General features: G+C 69.7%; 15 protein-coding genes, 1 tRNA gene and 1 other RNA gene. 7 read left to right on the forward strand and 10 right to left on the reverse strand.

The features are described 5' to 3' along the window. Positions 1-123: 123 nt before the first annotated feature. On the forward strand, positions 124-3402 hold the full coding sequence (locus tag ACQEU1_RS25545; protein ID WP_433206559.1) for an AfsR/SARP family transcriptional regulator: 3279 nt from the start codon (positions 124-126) through the stop codon (positions 3400-3402). Here ACQEU1_RS25545 and ACQEU1_RS25550 read toward each other — a convergent pair. The 5 genes from ACQEU1_RS25550 to ffs all read right to left on the reverse strand — a co-directional run bounded on the left by ACQEU1_RS25550 (position 3378) and on the right by ffs (position 7471). Further along, positions 3378-3854, reverse strand: a complete 477-nt coding sequence (locus tag ACQEU1_RS25550) for a uridine kinase family protein (protein ID WP_433206562.1) — start codon at positions 3852-3854, stop codon at positions 3378-3380. The two genes, ACQEU1_RS25545 and ACQEU1_RS25550, sit on opposite strands and share 25 nt — an antisense overlap. A gap of 41 nt (positions 3855-3895) precedes the next feature. Continuing rightward, entirely contained in the window at positions 3896-4504 is a 609-nt protein-coding gene (gene recR / locus ACQEU1_RS25555; protein WP_433206565.1) for a recombination mediator RecR, read from the reverse strand. A gap of 3 nt (positions 4505-4507) precedes the next feature. Continuing rightward, entirely contained in the window at positions 4508-4810 is a 303-nt protein-coding gene (locus tag ACQEU1_RS25560) for a YbaB/EbfC family nucleoid-associated protein (RefSeq protein ID WP_433211748.1), read from the reverse strand. 480 nt (positions 4811-5290) lie between these two features. Continuing rightward, complete coding sequence (locus ACQEU1_RS25565) at positions 5291-7345, reverse strand: DNA polymerase III subunit gamma and tau (RefSeq protein WP_433206568.1); 2055 nt, start codon at positions 7343-7345, stop codon at positions 5291-5293. A gap of 31 nt (positions 7346-7376) precedes the next feature. Next, an RNA gene (gene ffs / locus ACQEU1_RS25570) (signal recognition particle sRNA small type) lies at positions 7377-7471 on the reverse strand. A 115-nt stretch (positions 7472-7586) separates the two neighbouring features. On the opposite strand from ffs, the gene ACQEU1_RS25575 reads away from it, so the two are divergent. Next, on the forward strand, positions 7587-9323 hold the full coding sequence (locus ACQEU1_RS25575) for a beta-N-acetylhexosaminidase family protein (RefSeq protein ID WP_433206571.1): 1737 nt from the start codon (positions 7587-7589) through the stop codon (positions 9321-9323). Positions 9324-9401: 78 nt separating this feature from the next. Here the strand turns inward: ACQEU1_RS25575 and ACQEU1_RS25580 are convergent, their stop codons facing one another. From ACQEU1_RS25580 to ACQEU1_RS25595, 4 genes are all read right to left on the reverse strand, one after another. After that, positions 9402-9749: a maleylpyruvate isomerase N-terminal domain-containing protein gene (locus tag ACQEU1_RS25580; protein WP_433206574.1), complete on the reverse strand. Its 348-nt coding sequence runs from the start codon at positions 9747-9749 to the stop codon at positions 9402-9404. A gap of 2 nt (positions 9750-9751) precedes the next feature. Further along, entirely contained in the window at positions 9752-10924 is a 1173-nt protein-coding gene (locus ACQEU1_RS25585) for an RNA polymerase sigma factor (protein WP_433206577.1), read from the reverse strand. Positions 10925-10928: 4 nt separating this feature from the next. After that, positions 10929-11267 (reverse strand): YciI family protein, encoded by a 339-nt coding sequence (locus tag ACQEU1_RS25590; protein WP_433206580.1) that lies wholly within the window; start codon positions 11265-11267, stop codon positions 10929-10931. Between the two features lie 104 nt (positions 11268-11371). Next, positions 11372-12085, reverse strand: coding sequence for a hypothetical protein (locus ACQEU1_RS25595; RefSeq protein ID WP_433206583.1), 714 nt, complete (start codon positions 12083-12085; stop codon positions 11372-11374). Between the two features lie 349 nt (positions 12086-12434). Between ACQEU1_RS25595 and ACQEU1_RS25600 the strand changes: the two genes are divergently transcribed. The 4 genes from ACQEU1_RS25600 (at position 12435) to ACQEU1_RS25615 (ending at position 14438) form a co-directional block, all read left to right on the forward strand. Further along, a tRNA-Ser gene (locus ACQEU1_RS25600) sits at positions 12435-12519 on the forward strand. A gap of 62 nt (positions 12520-12581) precedes the next feature. Further along, positions 12582-13112 (forward strand): GOLPH3/VPS74 family protein, encoded by a 531-nt coding sequence (locus tag ACQEU1_RS25605; RefSeq protein WP_433206586.1) that lies wholly within the window; start codon positions 12582-12584, stop codon positions 13110-13112. 10 nt (positions 13113-13122) lie between these two features. Beyond that, positions 13123-13803, forward strand: coding sequence for a GOLPH3/VPS74 family protein (locus ACQEU1_RS25610; RefSeq protein WP_433206589.1), 681 nt, complete (start codon positions 13123-13125; stop codon positions 13801-13803). A gap of 2 nt (positions 13804-13805) precedes the next feature. Further along, positions 13806-14438 carry a GOLPH3/VPS74 family protein gene (locus ACQEU1_RS25615; RefSeq protein WP_433211751.1) on the forward strand — a complete coding sequence of 211 codons (633 nt, stop codon included), beginning with the start codon at positions 13806-13808 and terminating at the stop codon, positions 14436-14438. Positions 14439-14492: 54 nt separating this feature from the next. Here ACQEU1_RS25615 and ACQEU1_RS25620 read toward each other — a convergent pair whose 3' ends face one another. Then, positions 14493-16931 (reverse strand): endonuclease/exonuclease/phosphatase family protein, encoded by a 2439-nt coding sequence (locus tag ACQEU1_RS25620; protein ID WP_433206592.1) that lies wholly within the window; start codon positions 16929-16931, stop codon positions 14493-14495. Between the two features lie 199 nt (positions 16932-17130). Between ACQEU1_RS25620 and ACQEU1_RS25625 the strand changes: the two genes are divergently transcribed. After that, entirely contained in the window at positions 17131-17901 is a 771-nt protein-coding gene (locus ACQEU1_RS25625; protein WP_433206595.1) for a maleylpyruvate isomerase family mycothiol-dependent enzyme, read from the forward strand. Positions 17902-17930 lie beyond the last annotated feature (29 nt).

The raw sequence follows: 17930 nt of genomic DNA on the forward strand, positions 1-17930 counted from the left end.
CGGCCACTAGACCAGGCATTCTGATACGTCCGGCGCACGGCCGCTGACCCAACGTGAGCACGGCAGATGCGTCGGACGCTCTCCTAGGCTGTAGAAACAACAACGACACGCGGAGGAGGTCGCATGAGCAGATCGGTCGAGTTCCGCGTGCTCGGCCCCCTCCAGGTACTGCTCGACGGTGAACCGCTGCTGGTCAGAGCCGGTAGGCAGCGGGCGTTGCTGGTGTCACTGCTGTTGCGCGCGGGCACCTCGGTGACCGTGGACGAGCTGGCGGTCAACGTCTGGGGCGAAGATCCGCCCGCTCGGGCACGCGCGACCCTCCAAACGTATGTGATGCGTCTCAGACAGCTGCTCGGGCCGTCCGTGCCGATCCGGACCGTGCCCGACGGCTACCTGATCGACGTGGACGAGAAGAACATCGACCTGATGCGCTTCGAACCGTTGATCGACCAGGGCGAACAGGCGCGAGCCGCCGGAAATCTGGGGGCCGCGTCGTCCTCGTTCGCCGCCGCGCTGGCCCTGTGGCGGGGTCCGGCCCTGGTCGACGTGCCGTCCGGGCTGCTGCACCGCGACGAGGTGCCGCGGCTCGACGAACGCCGCCTGCACGTGCTGGAACGCCGGGTCGAGGTCGACCTGGAGCTCGGCCGCCACGGCGAGCTCGTGGCAGAGCTGTCCCGCCTGACCAGCGAACACCCGTTGCGCGAACGCTTCTGGGCGCAGCTGATGGTGGCGCTGTACCGGTCGGGGCGGCAGAGCGAGGCGCTGGCCGCCTACCAGCGCGTTTCGCGGTTGCTGGGCGACCAGCTGGGCATCGACCCCGGCGACGAGCTGCGGCGGGTGCACGGCCAGGTGCTGTCCGGGTCGGTCGACTCCGTGGCGGCGTCCTCGGGCGCGCCGGTGGTGGCCGCGAAGCCCGAACGGGTCGTGCCGTCGCAGCTCCCGGCCGACATCCCCGACTTCGTGGGCCGCGACGAGGCGGTGTCGCTGATCGTGGCGCTGCTGCGGACCGCCCAGGGTGTGCCGGTCGTCACGCTCGCCGGGCCTCCCGGGGTGGGCAAGACGGCGCTGGCCGTGCACGCGGCGCACCGGATGCGCGCGGACTTCCCTGACGGTCAGCTGTACGTCAACCTGCGCGGATACGCGCCGGGGCCGCCGTTGAGCGCGGTGGACGTGCTCCCGCGGTTCCTGCGGGCGCTCGGCACCGAGGCCGACCAGGTGCCGCTGGACCAGGACGAGCAGGAGGCGATGTTCCGGTCGACGCTGACCGGGCAGCGCGTGCTGTTGCTGCTGGACAACGCGTCGTCGGCCGAGCAAATCCGGCCGTTGCTGCCGGGTTCGCCCGGCTGCGCGGTGCTGGTGACCTCGCGCGACACGCTGCGGGGACTCGCCGTGTCGCACGCGGCGTCGAACGTGCGGCTCGACGTCCTCGACTGGCACGAGACGAAGTCGTTGCTCGCGGGCATCCTCGGCGCCGACGAGGTGGCGTCCCAGGAGGACGCGGCGCTGGAGCTCGCTGCTCTGTGCGCGCACCTGCCATTGGCTTTGCGTATCGCGGCCGCGAACCTCGTGTCGCGTCCGGAGCTGTCCATTGCGGACTACGTGGAAGAGCTGCGGGCGGGCAACCGCCTCGCCGCGCTGGCCGTCGAGGGCGACGAACGGGTCGCGGTGCACGCGGCGTTCGACCTGTCCTACACGGCCCTGAAGCCGGAGCTCGCGCAGATGTTCCGGCTGCTGTCCCTGGTTCCCGGCACGGACTTCACGCCGGAGGTGGCCGCCGCGCTGTCCGGTCTGACCACACAGGACGCCCGCCGCCGCCTCGACCGCCTGGCCACCGCGAACCTGATCTCGAACCACGCGCCGTCCCGCTACCAGTTCCACGACCTGCTGCGGGACTACGCGGCCGAACGGCTGGCGTTCGAGGAAGGGCGAGCGGACTCGCGGCTCGCGTTGCGGCGGCTGCAGGACTGGGCGGTCCGCTCGGTCGACAACGCCACGGCCGCGATGAAGTCGACGCTGTTCCGCTTCCCGCGCCCGGCACCGCTGGACGGCGTGGTGCCGCGCGCGTTCAGCACCTCCACCGAGGCCCTGACCTGGCTCGACGTCGAGCGCGCCAACCTGGTGGCGCTGGTCGCGCACGCCGTGGAACGCGATCCGGAGAACTCGCCGTGGCAGCTGGCCGACGCGCTGCGCGGCTACTTCTACACGCAGGGGCTGACGGCGGAGTGGCGGGAGACGGCCAAGGCCGGGCTGGTGGGCGCCCGCGCGCCCCGTGACGAGCTCGGCCAGCTCTCGATGCTGTCCTCGCTGGGCACGCTGTACTGGGTGACCGGGCAGCACCGCAACGCGCTCGACCACTACCAGCAGGCCATCGCGTTGCAGGAACGCATCGAACTGCCGGAGGCCAAGGCCGCCGTGCTGTCGAACGCCGGCAGCGTCCTGATCGACCTGGGCGAGCTCGAACACGCCGCCGACCACCTGGAACGCGCGCTGGTGATCGCCCGCAAGGTCGGCGCGGCGCAGGTGCTCGCCAACGCGTTGTTCAACCTCGGCGGCGTCTACATGCAACTCGGCCACCTCGCCCCCGCAGCCGCGACGTTCGAGGAAGCCCTGGAAGTCGGCACGCGCATCGACTCGTGGATCACCCAGGCGAACGCCATGCGCGCGTTGGGCGAGGTCTACGCGTACCGCGGCGAACCGGAGCTCGGCGCGTCGTACTTCGAGCGCGCGAGCGACCTCTACGAGCGTGCGGCGGCCCGGAACTTCGGTCACACGCAGCACGAGGGCCTGGCGATCACGCTGATCATGCGCGGCAGGTTCGAGGAGGCGGCCGTCGAAGCCGCCGCGGCGATGCGGATCGCGCAGGACCTGGAGAACGTGAAGAGCGTGTGCGACGCGCGCAACCTGCTCGGCCGCGCACTGGAAGGCGCCGGGCGGTACACCGAGGCCGCCCAGCAGCACTCGTCGGCGTTGGCGATCGCGGTGGAGACCGGCTACTCGTGGGGCGTCTGCTCGGCGCGGCGCGGACTCGCTTCGTCGTACCGCGCGGCCGGCCGGTACGAGGACGCGCTGACGATGGCCACCTCGGCGCTGGTAGAGGCGGGCCGGTCGCAGTTCCGGCAGGCGGAGATGGAGGTGCTGCTCGTGCTGGGCCGCACGCACCTCGACACGTCGGACGCCTCCGCCGCGCTGGACTGCGCTCTGCGCGCGGTCGCGGTCAGTTCGGACTCCGGCAACCGCTGGGTGCTGGGACGTGCGTTGCAGCTGTCCGGTGACGCGTCCTTTGCGTTGGGCGACCTGACTTCTGCCCGTGCGCAGTGGGCTTCGGCTTTGGACGTCTTCGTCGCCATCGGGACGCCAGAGGCTTCGGTCGTGCGGGCTCAGCTGCTCGACGTGACAACGTAGTCGGCTCGTTGGCGGGTTTCGTCTATCGCGAACCAGCCTCTTTCGTACTGCTGCCAACGGATGAAGTGCTGCCGCTGGTGTTCGCCATCTCGTTGCGTGACTCGTTCCAGCCTGGCCTTCTCGTCCTCGAAGTCGACGAAGATGTTCAGGCTGGTCCTGGTGTTCGCCTTCCTGGCCGAGGAGAAGCCCTCCAGGACGATGGTCCTTTGTGGAGTGAAGGTGACCTCGTCGCCTGCTTCGACGCACGGAAAGCCTTGGGACCAGTCGGTTTTCCGGTAGCTGGCGGGCTCGTTCCGCTCGATCTGGTCGAGTGCTTCCTGCAGCCGCCGCCACCACTTCGTCGTGGGATCGTCCCAGGTGGCGAAGTGGTCGGTGCTGATGAGCTGGGCGTCGAGTTGCGTCGCGAGGTGCCTGGCGAACGTCGACTTGCCGGCGCCCGACGGACCGTCCACCGCGACCAGGCGCGTCGCGCCCAGCCGCGGTGGGGCCTTCGCTACATGCTCCGGCGACCAGATAGCGCACGCCCGAGCGTCAGTTCGTCGGCGAACTCGAGATCGCCGCCCATCGGCAACCCGCTCGCCAGCCGCGTGACCGTGAGCCCGGGGAAGTCCCTGAGCATCCGCACGAGGTAGGTGGCCGTGGCCTCGCCCTCGGTGTTCGGGTCCGTGGCGATGATGACCTCGGAGATGTCGACGCCGTCCGTCGCCGTCCCGATGCGGTTCAGCAGCTGCCGGATCCGCAGCTGGTCCGGCCCGATCCCGCTGAGCGGATCAAGCGCGCCACCCAGCACGTGGTAGCGCCCCTTGAACTCCCTGGTGCGCTCGATCGCCTGGACGTCCTTCGGCTCCTCGACCACGCAGACCAGGCTGAGGTCGCGCTTGGGGTCGCGGCAGATGCGGCACCGGGTCTCGGCGGACACGTTGCCGCAGACGTCGCAGAACACCACGCCCTCCTTGACCTTCTGCAACGCGTTCTGCAACCGCTCGATGTCAGCGGCTTCCGTTGCCAGCAGGTGGAAGGCGATGCGCTGGGCGCTCTTGGGTCCGACGCCGGGCAGCCGGCCCAGCTCGTCGATCAGGTCCTGTACCGGGCCTTCGTACATCTCTTAGCCGAGCAATCCGCCGAGGCCACCCTGCGCCAGCGGACCGAGCTTCTGCTCGACCAGCTGCTGCGCCTTGGTGTTGGCGTCCCGGACGGCCGCGACCACCAGGTCCTGGAGGGTCTCGACGTCCTCGGGGTCCACGACCTTGGGGTCGATGACGACGTCCACCAGCTCGCCGCCGCCCGTGACGGTGGCGGTGACCAGGCCGTTGCCCGCGTTGCCGGTGACCTGCGTGTCGGCCAGCTGCTGCTGGGCTTCTGCCATCTGCTGCTGCATGGACTGGGCCTGCTGGAGAAGGGCCTGCATGTCGAACTGACCGGGTTGCACCGCTGGTCCTCTCGGTGGGGGTGGTTCAGTGGATGTGTCCAGCGTACGGGCTTGGTATCCGATCTTGTCGGAGCCTCTTGATGACGCGGCTTTGGGTTGGTGGGCGTTGGTGCGGGCGGGTTCCTGTTTCGTGCGCGGGGCGCTGCCCCGGACCCCGCCAATCTGATCAAAAGCCGGGGCCAGCGCCCTCGGCAGGTAGATGGCACGCCTGTTTGTGTTGGGCGGCTTGCTGTTTCGTAGGTTGGTTGCGTTGGTGGGGTGGCTTCGTCACGAGTCGAGCCAAGAGCGGGCCACACCTGAGGAGGGGTGTCAAACCGCCGAAAAGCGTGGCGGTTTGACACCCCTCCTCCGGTGCAGCAAGAGCTGTGGCACGACTCGTGACGAAGCCACCCCACCCAGCACGCATGGGAAAGACGGCTCGCCTTCGGCATCGCAGCTGCGGTCTGGCTCGCCTTGCCGCTACGCCTTCTTGAGCGGGCGGGCTCCCAGTTCGTCGGCCAGGAGTTTCAGCACCACCGACTCAGGGTCGTTCGACTGGGTGACGATCACCGTGTCCGGGTCCGCCGGGCGGGCGGCCTCCGCCAGCATCGCTTCCTCGTCGTCCGGCTCCGGCGGGAGGGGGTCGTCGGGCTCTGGCGGCTCCGGCGGGGGTGGGACGTCGTCCGCCGGTGGGCGCGGGGCTTGGGACTGCTGGGGTTCTGGCTGTGGGCGGGCCGGCTGGTTGGCCTGGCTCGGGCGGGTCGGGGCCGGGCGGGCCGCCTTCGGCGCTGCGGCGGCCTGAGGGGTGGCGCCCGGGGTGCCGTGGGTGCAGCGGACCTGCCAGGTGCCGCCCAGGACCGAGGACAGCGCGGTCGCGATCGCTTCCGTGTTGCGGGACTCGGCCAGGCGGCGGGCCAGCGGGGCCGAGGTGTGGGTGATCGTGACGACGTTGCCGTCCACCTCGCTGACCATCGCGTTGGTCAGCATCGCCTCGGTGCTGCGGCTGGTGGAGCGGACGGCCGCCAGCAGTTCCGACCAGATTCGGCGGACCGCCGTCGCGTCCATCTCCGTGGTGGTCGGGGCACCTGGGCCTTCGGCCGGTGCGGCCGGTGCCACGGCGGCGGGGGCTGCGGGAGCCGGGGTCGCCTGAGGTGCCGGCGTCGGCCTTGCAGGCGTCGGGGCAGGAGCCGCGGCCGGGGTTGCGGCTGCGGGTGCGGGTGCCGCGACCGGGGCCGGGGTCGGCTCCGCCGGCTGCTGGGAGCGGCGGGTGAAGACCGGGCCGCCGGTGGCGGGAGCAGCGCTGGAGACCGGGGCTGCGGCTGAGACCGGAGCTGCGCCTGACGGCGGGGCCTCGCCGGTCGCGGCGGCGATGGTGGCCGGGGGGCGACGTTCGAGTTGTTCCAGGCGTTGCAGGAGTGCTGCTTCCGACTGGCTCACTGACGGGAGCAGCATTCGGGAGACGAGCAGTTCCAGGAGCAGGCGGGGGGCCGTGGCTCCGCGCATGTCGACGAGGCCCTGGTGGACGATCTCGGCGTAGCGGGTCAGGGCTGCCGGGCCGATGCGTTCCGCCTGGGCAGCCATGGTGGCCAGCTCGTCCTCCGGGGCGCTGACCAGGTTGCGGTCGGCGGCGTCCGGCACGGCGCAGAGCAGGACCAGGTCGCGCAGGCGGTCGAGGAGGTCCGAGGCGAAGCGGCGGGGGTCGTGGCCCGCGTCGACCAGGCGGTGGATGGTGCTGAAGACGGACGCGCCGTCGCCCGCGGCCAGGCCGTCTACCACGTCGTTGATCAGGGCCGAGTCGGTGACGCCCAGCAGGGTGATGGCGCGCTCGTACTTCACCCCGTCGGGGCCCGCGCCGGAGAGGAGCTGGTCCATGACGGACTGGGTGTCGCGGGCAGAGCCGCCGCCCGCGCGGATCACCAGCGGGAAGACGGCGGGCTCGACGGCCACGCCCTCCGCGGCGCAGTTGCGTTCGAGCAGGCTGCGCATGACGCCGGGCGGGATCAGGCGGAACGGGTAGTGGTGCGTGCGCGAGCGGATGGTCGGGAGGACCTTGTCCGGCTCGGTCGTGGCGAAGATGAAGATCAGGTGGTCCGGCGGCTCTTCGACGATCTTCAGCAGGGCGTTGAAGCCCTGCGTGGTGACCATGTGCGCCTCGTCGATGATGAAGACGCGGTACTTGGCCTCTGCCGGCGCGTAGAAGGCCTTGTCACGGAGCTCGCGCGCGTCCTCGACACCACCGTGGGAGGCGGCGTCGAGCTCGACCACGTCGACGCTGCCGGTGCCGTTGGGCGCGAGGCCGACGCAGCTGTTGCACTCGCCGCACGGGTCGGGCGTGGGGCCGTTCACGCAGTTCAGCGAGCGGGCGAGGATGCGGGCCGACGACGTCTTGCCGCAGCCGCGCGGACCGCTGAAGAGGTACGCGTGGTTCACCCGGCCCGCCGCCAGCGCGGTGCGCAGCGGGTCGGTCACGTGCTCCTGGCCAACGACCTCGGAGAACGTGGCCGGGCGGTACTTGCGATACAGAGCGAGGGCCACGCCCGGAACAGTACCGGTGGCCACCGACACAAAAAGGGGACCCCGTGCACCCACCAGAGCCCGCTTATCCTTGCTGCCTTCCGGCCCTGGGGAGGTTCGCGAGATGTGTGCCGCACGAGGTCCGTCGCTAGTGTAGCGAACGATCAGTTTCGAACGTGTGTTCGAGTTGCCCACAGTGTTGTCCACAACTGTGGACAGCAGGCACACACTTACTGGACACGCGTCCTGCACACTGATCCACATGCGCAAATCGGGCCTGATCGTGGCCGTTGTCGTCGTGGCCGCGGCCGCGGTCGTCGGAGTCGTCGTCTACCGGAACAACGCCGATCCGGAGCCGAAGCGCGCGACGGACGTCACGGTGTGGCCCGCGCCCCAGACGATCGAACGCGTCACGGCGGACGTCCAGATCCCCTCCTCGGTGAGCATCGAGGGTGACGTCGAGCCTGCCACCAAGCAGGTCGTGGAGAAGGCGCTCGCCGGCGGCTCCGGCGGCGGCGCGCTGAAGATCCGGTTCAGCACCGACAAGGCGTTGTCGGCGGAGGCGTACAAGATCACCGTCGGCGCTTCCGAGGTCAGCGTGTCGAGCGCGGACCCGGCCGGCGCGTTCTACGCCGCGCAGTCGCTGCGCCAGCTGGTGCGGCAGGGCAAGCTCGCGGGCGTCCGGATCGACGACCGGCCGTCGCTGCCGCGGCGCGGGATCGTCGAGGGCTTCTACGGACGGCAGTGGACGTACGCCGAGCAGCAGGCCCAGCTCGACTTCGCCGCCTCGGTGAAGTTCAACTCGTACATCTACGCGCCGAAGGACGACCCGTTCCACCGCGACCGCTGGCGCGACCTCTACCCGGAGGACCGCCTCGCCCAGATCGCCGACCTGGCGAAACGCGCCGCGGACAGGCACATCGAGTTCACCTACTCGCTCGCTCCCGGCCTGTCGATGTGCTACTCGAAGGACTCCGAACGCGACCTCGTCCTGGCCAAGCTCACCCAGCTGCACAAGGCGGGCATCAGGTCGTTCGCGCTGCTGCTGGACGACATCGACTACGGCAAGTGGAACTGCCAGGAGGACCAGGACACCTACGGTCCGCCGAGCAAGGAGAACGCCGCCAAGGCGCAGAACGACCTGCTCAACGACACGGCGCTGACCATCCGCAACCAGCTGCCGGGCAGCAAGGCGCTGATCACCGTGCTCACCGAGTACGGCGACATCGAGCAGACCCCGTACAAGCGGGTCTTCCGCGACAACCTCGACAAGTCCGTGGTCGTCATGTGGACCGGCACGGCCGTCATCCCGCCGACGATCACCCGCGAGCACTCGCGGCGCGCCGAGCAGCTGTGGGGCCGCAAGACCCTGATCTGGGACAACTACCCCGTCGCCGACTACCCGGACGCCAAGGGCAGGCTGCTGCTCGGCTCCTACTCCGGCCGCGAACCGGGCCTCAGCGTCGTCGGCCTGCTCAGCAACCCGATGAGCCAGGCCTACGCGAGCCGCGTCGCGATGTTCGAGATGGCGGACTACGCCTGGAACGACGCCATGTACGACGAGGACGCGTCGGAGCTCGGTTACGCGAACATCCTCGCGGGCGGTGACGAGCGTGTGCGGATCGCGCTGCTCTCGTTCTTCGACATGAGCTCGTGGACGGCCCCGCGCCTCGCCGATGCACTCAACGAGTTCGAAGACGAGTGGAGGACCGGCGACAAGAAGGCCGCCGTCGCGAAGCTGCGCACTTACGCCGACGTGCTGGCCGGCGCCCCGAAGACGATCAGGGACCGCGTCGACCAGGGCTTCGTCACCGACTCCGAGCCGTGGCTCGCCCAGACCGAGCTGTACGGCAGGGCGTTGCAGGCGACGGTCGACGGGCTGGACGGCAGGCGCGAGCGGTTCGCCGAGTCCGCCGAGATCGTGAAGCAGCTGAACAAGGAGCTGAAGCTGGGCAACGGCACCCTGGACAAGTTCCTCGCCAAGGCGCCGAACCTCTAGATCGAACGTGTGTTCGAGTTGCCCACAGAGTTGTCCCCACCTGTGGACAACTTCCGGCCCGTGGCGAGGAGCAGCAGTTCAGGGGCCGGAAGGGCGGGGACACCGGTGTCGCGGAAACGCTTGCGCGGCCATCGGGGCGCGCTTCGGGGAGGCCGCGGTCGCGCGGATCTGCTCGATCAACTCCGATCGAGTGAACCTCGCGGCGATCGCCCGGGCTTTCAGGTCCTCCATGCAGTCGAAGCGCGCCTTCACCACGCCCGTCAGCACGTCGCGCCATCCCGTGCGGGTCGACGTGGTCAGGTGGGCGGCCATCGTCCGCACGGTCCAGCCGGTGCAGAGCGTCTCGCGCCGCCACTCGTCGTCGGTCAGGTCTTCCAGGAGGTCCGCGACGCCCAGGCGTTCGGCCTCCAGCCACTTCATGATCATGGTCACTCCTCGACGGCCGCGAGCCTGCGGCGCAGGAAGTCCTGTTCGGAGTCGGTGCCCGCGAGTGAGATGGCCTCGCGGTAGGCCTGGGCGGCCTCGGCGGCGCGGCCCAGGCGGTGCAGCAGGTCGGCACGGGCCGCGCGGTACGGGTGGTAGTCGCGCAGCCGGGGTTCGCCGGCCAGCGCGTCGAGCAACGCGAGCCCGGCCGCGGCCCCGTCGCGCATGGCGATCGCGGCCGCCCGGTTCACCGCCACCACGGGTGACGGCGCGAGCTTCGTCAGCACGTCGTAGAGCGCCACGATCTGCGGCCAGTCCGTGCCCGCGAAGTCGTCGGCCTCGTCGTGCAACGCGTTGATGGCCGCCTGCACGCCGTACGGGCCGTATCCGCCCGTCAGCGCGCGCTCTGCCAGTGCGCTCCCCTCGGCGATCATCTCGCGGTCCCAGAGTTGGCGGTCCTGGTCCTCCAGCAGTTCGCCACGGGCGTCGCGCCGGGCGTGGATCAGCAGCATCAACCCCAGCAGTCCGGCGACCTCGCGGTCGGGCAGCAGCCCGAGCAGGATCCTGGCCAGCCTGATCGCCTCCTCCGCCAGGTCGTCGCGCTGCGCCGCGTACCCCTCGGTGAAGATCGAGTAGACGGCCTGCAGCACGCCGGGGAGGCGTTCCGGCAACTCGTCCGCGTCCGGCACGCGGAACGGGATGCGCGCCTGGCTGATCTTCTTCTTCGCGCGCACGATCCGTTGCTGCATGGTCGTGACCGGCACCAGGTAGGCCCGCGCGACCTCGGGCGTCGTGAACCCGGCCAGGCACCGCAGGACGAGCGCCCCTCGGTCCTCCTCCGCGAGCGCGGGATGCGCGCACGTGAAGAACAACTCCAGCCGCTCGTCCGGCAACGCGTCGGCCACCGGCGCGTCCGCCCGGTCCACCTCGATCTGGAGGATCGCGAGCCGGGCCGCGTGCACCTGGTCGCGCCGCAGCCGGTCGACGGCCTTGCGGCGCGCGGTCGTGAGCAACCACGCGCCGGGCCGGTCCGGCACCCCGTCCACCGGCCAGTGCCGCAACGCCGCCTCGATCGCGTCGGAGGTGACCTCCTCGGCCAGGTCGAGGTCGCCGAAGCGCTTGACCAGGGTGGCGAGCAGCCTGCCGCGTTCCTCCCGGAACACCTGCTCGACGTTCATCGGCTCAGAAGTCGAACTCGGCGATCGGCCTGACCACCACGGCCCCGCCCTCCCGCGACCCGGGGCACTTCGCGGCCCACTCCAGCGCCGCGTCGAGGTCAGGCACGTCGATGACGTCGTACCCGCCGAGCACTTCCCGCGTCTCCGCGAACGGCCCGTCGGTGACGCTGCGCCTGCCGTCCGGCCCGACCTGGACGGTGGTGGCGGTCACGAGGTCGGCGAGCGAGTGGCCGGAGACCAGCACGCCGGCGTCCTTCATCTCCTTCTCGTAGGCGATCCAGTCCTCGACGGTGCAGGTCGCCTGCTGGTCAGAGGCCGCGTAGATCAACAGCATGTACTTCACGAATGCCCTCCTCGGTCCGGTCTTACGGGATCACGACGAGCGGGCCCTCGCCAGATCGACACGGCCGCCGAACTTTTTTCGGCGACCCGCGGACTGCCCATTCGTCACGAGGCGAGCAGGTCGAACTGAAATCCGATCACGAAGAGGACCAGCGCAGCCCATCGCAACGGGTGAGCGGGCCTTCCCCGATCAAGAAGCCAGGCGGCTCCACGACTGACCGGCACGCAGAGGCCGTAGATGAACACGAGCCAGGGCAGCAGGACAGCGCCCGCCAACAGCGCGGCCACCGCGACGACAGGAACGAAGAACATGGCGTTCGTCGCCTCGTCCTTGAGCTGAGCCTTCGACTTCGGAGTCCTCGCTTGCCCCCGCTCATAAATCAACCAGTGCGTGAGGAAGATCAGACCGAAGAAAACGCAAACCGCGACGAACACCAGAACGGGTCCCCAGACACCGAGTTCGACGGGCTCCGCAGGCGCTCTTCGCACCAGAAGGTCCGAAACAGGCGGGATCAAGTCCGGCAGGACCGAAACCACCCAGAACACGGCGTACGCGATCAAGGACACCACGAACACGACGACGGCCACGACCTCGGAAGTACGACGAAATCCCTTGGCCCAGGGAACTCGCGTCAGGCGTTTCCCGAAGGCGCGCAACGGGTCTGGACCTATGAGGTCCAACAACACCGTGAGACCGGCGGCGAACTGCAACACCTTACCGAGGCGACCCCAGTACAGCACAGGCCAACCCACCAATTGCGATTGCCCCACCTGCCGTCCCGACCACCACGCAGTCCACAGCTCCCACCATTCGACCACCGATTGATTTTATTGGATTCCGACTGCGTCAACGGCCAACATTCGAGTGAATGAATAGTTGAATTGGACAGCACTGGAAACGACAGCACCCGCGTCGAGTGGAATGCGCTGCCTCACCCAGACTGGCCCGCCAGGACGCAGCGCACTCGACCGGGCTCGCGGGGTGACGTGAGTCACCTCCTGGCCTGCGCATCCCGCACGGCAGCACTGCCGCGCGTCCACACCCCCACGTCTCGATCTCGGCAATCGTGTTGCCACCGAACGCTTTGCGAGCCCGCAGGTCCAGTAGCGCACCCGTTCCGACCCCCCGTTTTGGGTGGTCACCACCCCGTCCGGTAAGGTTCTCCACGGAGGATTCGCATAGCGGCCTAGTGCGCACGACTGGAAATCGTGTTGGGTTCACCCCCTCACGGGTTCAAATCCCGTATCCTCCGCTCTCGTCGCAGAAGGGCGCCGGACGTTTCAACGTCCGGCGCCCTTCGCGCGTTGTAGGGGCATGCTGTCCGAGGACCTGATGCTGCTGCTGATCGACGAGGTGGCCGGTGGCGTGCGCGTGGACGCGGCGTCGGCCGACCACGCGCTCGCCGGGGCCGCGCTGCTGGACCAGGTCCGCTCTGGCCTGGTCCCCGAACCCGCCAGGCCGCACAAGGCCGTGGCGAAGCTGCGCAGGCATGTGCGCCGGGACGTGATGGCGCGGCTTGAGGCGCGGGGCGTGCTCACGGTGGAACGGACCAAGGTTCTCGGGATCTTCTCCGTGCGCACGCACGTGTTGCATCGGCCCGACGACGTTCGCGAGGTGCGGCGGTCGGTCGGCGATGTCGCGCTCGGGCACGCGGCGCCGGACGAGCGCACGCGGGCGTTGATCTCCTTGCTGTACGCGGTGAGGGTGCTGCACAAGGTCTTCGACGGAGACAAGCGCGAGATGAACGCGCGGGCCAAGGAGATCGCCCGTGGTGAGTGGGCCGGTGAAGCGGTGAAGAAGGCGGTCCGAGCCAGGCGCGCGGCTGCGGCCGCCGCTTCGTCCTGAGGAGGCGGCGATGAGCAACTACCGTGGGAACATGCTGCCTGAAGACCTGATGCTGCTGTTCATCGACGAGACCGACGGCCGCGTGCTGATGGATTCGACGTCCGTCCAGAACGCGCTGGCCGGGGCCGTGCTGCTGGAGCTGGTGAACTCCGGGCGCGTGGCATTCGAGGCGGACGGCAAGAAGCTCGCCGTGGTCGACCCGACGCCGTTGCGCGACGAGTTCCTGCAGGAGTCGTTGACGCGCCTCAACAAACCCATGAAGCCGCAGCGCGCGGTGGAGCGGTTGCGGGCGCACGTGCGGGACAACGTGCTGGCGCGGCTCGAAGGCCGTGGGGTGCTGACGGTCGAGAAGACCAAGAAGCTCGGGATCTTCCCCTCGAAGCGGTACGTGATCAACGATGCCAAGGCGTACGGCGAGATCCGCGACCGGGTGGGCAACGTGGCGCTCGGGTACGCGGGGCCGGACGACCGCACGGGCGCGCTGATCTCCTTGCTGTACGCGGTGAAGGCGCTGCACAAGGTCTTCAACGGCGACAAGCGCGAGATGAACGCCCGCGCCAAGGAGATCTCTGCCGGGAGCTGGGCCGGCGACGCGGTGAAGAAGGCGCTGGAGGCGGTGCAGGCCGCGGTCATCGCGGCCGTGGTGGCCTCGACGGCGGCGACGGCCTCCACGGGCGGCGGTTCCAGCTGACGCTGCCCCGAGAGCCGGCGCTGCTGCTCGTCGTCCCGGAGACCGGGCGGCTGCACGTCAGCGGGTCTGCGGCGGAGAACGCGCTGGCGGGCGCCGTGCTGATCGAGCTCGTCGAGGCGGGGCGCGTCGCGTTCGAGCCCAACGGCAAGAAGCTCGCGATGGTCGACCCGTCGCCGTTGAACGACCAGGTGCTGAACGACGCGCTCGGCCTGCTGACCAAGCCGCTGCGGCCGCAGTCGGCGGTCGAGCGCGTGCGGAAGCGGTTGTGGGACAACGTGATCCGGCAGCTGCAGGACCACGGGACCATCCGGGTCGAGCCGCGCAAGGTGCTCGGGATCTTCCCTGCGAAGAGCTACCCGATCGTCGACGAGGCCGGGGCCGCGAAGCTGCGCGAGGACGTCGGCGAGGTCGTGCACGGGTACCGGGGTGCGGACGCGCGGATCGGGTCGCTGATCACGTTGCTGCACGCGGTGGACGCCGTGCACAAGGTGTTCGCTGGCGACAAGCGCGAGATCAGGCGGCGGGCCAAGGAGATCGCGCGGGGCAACTGGGCGGGCGACGCCGTTCGCCGTGCGGTGGAAGCGATCCAGGCCGGGGTGACCGCCGCGGCCACCGCCGCCGCGTCCGGGGAGTGAACGCGGAAGTGGCCGCCACCTCACCGAGGTGGCGGCCACTTCTCGTTGCCGTGCTTACTTCTTCAGGCAGTCGAGGATGTCCTCGATCGCGAACACGATCTTGTCGACGTTCGCGTCACCCGTGGACGGGCGGGCGCGGACGATCTGCGGGTCGTGGTCACTCGCCTGGTCGGCGAACTCCGCGTTGATGTGCACCACGTCGTAGTTGAAGCGCGTGATGTTCTTGCTCATCACGAGGTGGTCGAGCGTCTGCGAGTTGCCCTCGAAGACGTAGCTGTACCGCTCGTTGACGGGCAGCGTGTCGATCAGCGCCTTGAGGTTGCCGTCACCGGTGAGCGTCTTCAGCGCGGGCGAGAACTGGTAGTCGTTCAGGTCGCCCGCGAGCACCACGTTGGCGCCCTTGTCGATCGCGCGGATCTGCTCGGTGAACGTCTTGAGCGCGGTGGCCTGCTTGGCGCGCTGCACCTCGGACGTGCGGTTCGGCGGCTGGAAGCGGCCGTGGATGGCCTCGTCGCCGCCCTTGGAGTTGAAGTGGTTCGCGACGACGAAGACCGTGCGGCCGCGGAACTTGAACTCGCCGGCGAGCGGCTTGCGGCTGTTGGCCCACGCGTCGTTCAGCGGGTCGATCCGGCCCGGTGAGACGGAAAGCGCGGCGCGGCCGTTCTTCTTGACGACCTGGACGGGCGTCTTGAAGTCGCCGCCGGGACGGTCCACGAAGGACACCCGCTGCGGGTTGAAGAAGAAGCCGACGCGGATGTTGCCGCCGGGCTCGCCGCCGTCCTTGAGGTTCTCCGGGTCGATCTGCCGCCACTGGTAGCGCGGGCCGCCCTTGGCGAAGATCGTGTCGGAGAACTTCTGCAGCGTCTGGTCCGCCGCGACGACGCCGTCGTTGGTGGCGCCGTTGTTGTCCTGGATCTCCTCCAGCACGAGGACGTCAGGGCTGCGCAGGTTGGTCGTGACGCCGTCCGCGAGCCGGTCGAACTTCTCCTGCGGGTCGGACGGGTCGAGGTTCTCGACGTTGTAGGTCGCGACCGAGAGCTCGGACTCCTTCTGCTGCGCGGTGATCTCGCGCTGCAGGTTGGACGACGCGTGCTGGCCGAGGTTCAGCGCCGCCAGCGTGTAGCCGCCGAAGTTCGTGTACTCCATGGCGCCCACGGTCGCGCCGGCGAACACGTCACCGACGTTCGCCGCGGGCAGCGTGCCCGTCGTCTTGATCTTCAGGCGACCGCTGTTCTGCTGGTCGTAGCTCGGGTACGTGGTGCCGCCGCGCAGGTTCTTGTTCTGGTCGGGGTTGACCGTCACCCAGACCTCGCCGAACGTGTTGGACGGGCCCACGACGCGGGCGTCGTCGACCTGGACGAGCATGCCCTCGACCGACTCGAAGTAGTCGAGGCCGTACTTCGCCGGCTCCAGCGGGACCTGCTCGATGCTGCCGCCGGGCGCGGGCAGGTAGCCGGCCGGGACGTTCTTCACGACGACCGGCGCCGGGACGGGGTTGCCCTTGGAGACCGTGATCGTGGTGGGCGTGGTGATCTCGGTGAGGGTCTGCAGGGAGCCCGTCTCACCGCCCGGCCGGTACTCGGCGATCGTGCCGCTCACGACGACGCTGTCGCCGACGGCGACGGTCGGCGCGCTGCCGCCGGTGTAGACGAAGACGCCCTCGCTGGTGCGCGGGTCGTTGTCCGGAGCCGTGTCCTGGATCCAGAAGCCGCGGTCACCCGTGGCGCGCGTGCCGGTGACGACGCCGGGGACGTTGGTGACCTTCTGGCCGACCAGCGGCGAGACGCGCGTGACGCCCTGGATGTCGCGGATGCGCTTGTCGCCGGGGGTCGGGTCCTCGGGGTCGGGGTCCGGGTCGCCGCCGCCCGGAGTCGTCTCGCCCTTGGAGTTGACCGGGGTGGGGTTGCCGGTGGTGAAGTCCGCCGAGTTGTCGTCGGTGTCCGGGAGACCGGCCTTGCGCGACGCCGAGGTGGTGTTGGTGAGGGCGGGCGTCGCGGTGCCCTCGCGGACCGCGGCCGTGCCGAAGCCGACGAGGTCCTTGATCCTGCTGTCGGCCGCGCAGTCCGCCGCCGTCTTGCAGGTGAGCGCCGTCGTGCCGGAGACCAGCGCGATGGTGCCGCCGGTGGCGCTCATGGCGATGGTGCCGGTGGCGTCCGGGGTCGGCAGCGCGACCGTGCCGCCGGTGCCCTTGGCCTCGGCGACGAGGTAGGTCTTGCCGGGCGCGACCGAACCGGTCAGCGGGGTGACGCCCCACTGCGTGCTCGCGCCGGGGCTGGCCGAGATGTACTGGACGCTGAAGCCGTCGAGGGAGACCGGGGTCGCGCCCTTGTTGGCGAGCTCGACGAAGTCGTTGGTCAGCGTGGCGCCGGAGTTGCCGCCGCCTCCGTAGACCTCGGAGATCAACGCGTCGGTGCTGGGTGCGGCGACGGCGGGGACGGCGGCGAGCACGAGTGCCGCCACCGCTGTCCCGACGACGGGCAGGGTGGGTCTCAAAACTTCCTCCAGGGGATGCGGCGGACCGACGCATCTTTCCTCGATCGAGTGAGCTTTGGTAGCCGTTGTTACTAACGGTTAACCGGTTGTGTCGCCAATGATCACTCGAACAAGTGTTCGATCATGGTGTATGCTCGATTTCGGAACGCCGGCCAGTGGGCCCCTCCCAGGCACCGGCCGGCGTCCCTACATTTGGCGTGTGGGGATCCCGAGCTACGAGCGCCGCTGCGCTGAGATCGTCAACCAAACCGAACTGCTGGTTTCGTCCCTGGACGACGTCGACCTGGGCATTCAGGTCCCGTCAGCGCCGGACTGGACGCTGAACCAGTTGCTCCGCCACATCGGCCACGCCCACCGCTGGGCCGACTCGATGCTGCGCGACAGGCTGCCGGAGATCGACTTCTCCCGCAACGGCGCGCAACACCTGTCGTCGTATGTGGGTGAGTCGCCGTCCGTGCTGATCCCGTGGCTGCGGGAGGGCGCGGCGTCGCTCGCCGAGGTGCTGCGGGCGACCGACCCGGACGAGATGATCGCGCCGCTGGGCGGCCATCCCGGCCCGCGCGTGTGGTCGAGGCGGATGACGCACGAGACAGTGATCCACAGGTGGGACGCGTGCAACGCCGTGGGCGTGCCGTTCACGCTGGACCCCGAGATCGCGCAGGACACCCTGCGCGAGTGGACCGGTCTCGCGCTGCCGTACGCCTTCACGCGCTGGCCTGAGGAGACGGCGGCTCTCGCCGGGAGCGGCACCGTGCACCTGCACGCGACGGACGTGGAGGCGGAGTTCGTGATCGATCTCACGGGCGCCGCGCCGGTCGTGACGGAGGGGCACGCCAAGGCGTCGGTGGCCGTGCGCGGCCCCGTCGTCGACCTCGTGCTGGCCGTGTACCGGCGGGGGCCTCTCGACGGGCTTGAGGTGTTCGGCGACCGCGCGTTGCTGGACCTGATGCTGGACCGCGTGAAGTTCTGACGTCCGGGTGGGCCCGCACCCCGTCCGGG

The organism is Lentzea sp. CA-135723, from assembly GCF_050936595.1.
Classification (GTDB): Bacteria; Actinomycetota; Actinomycetes; order Mycobacteriales; family Pseudonocardiaceae; genus Lentzea.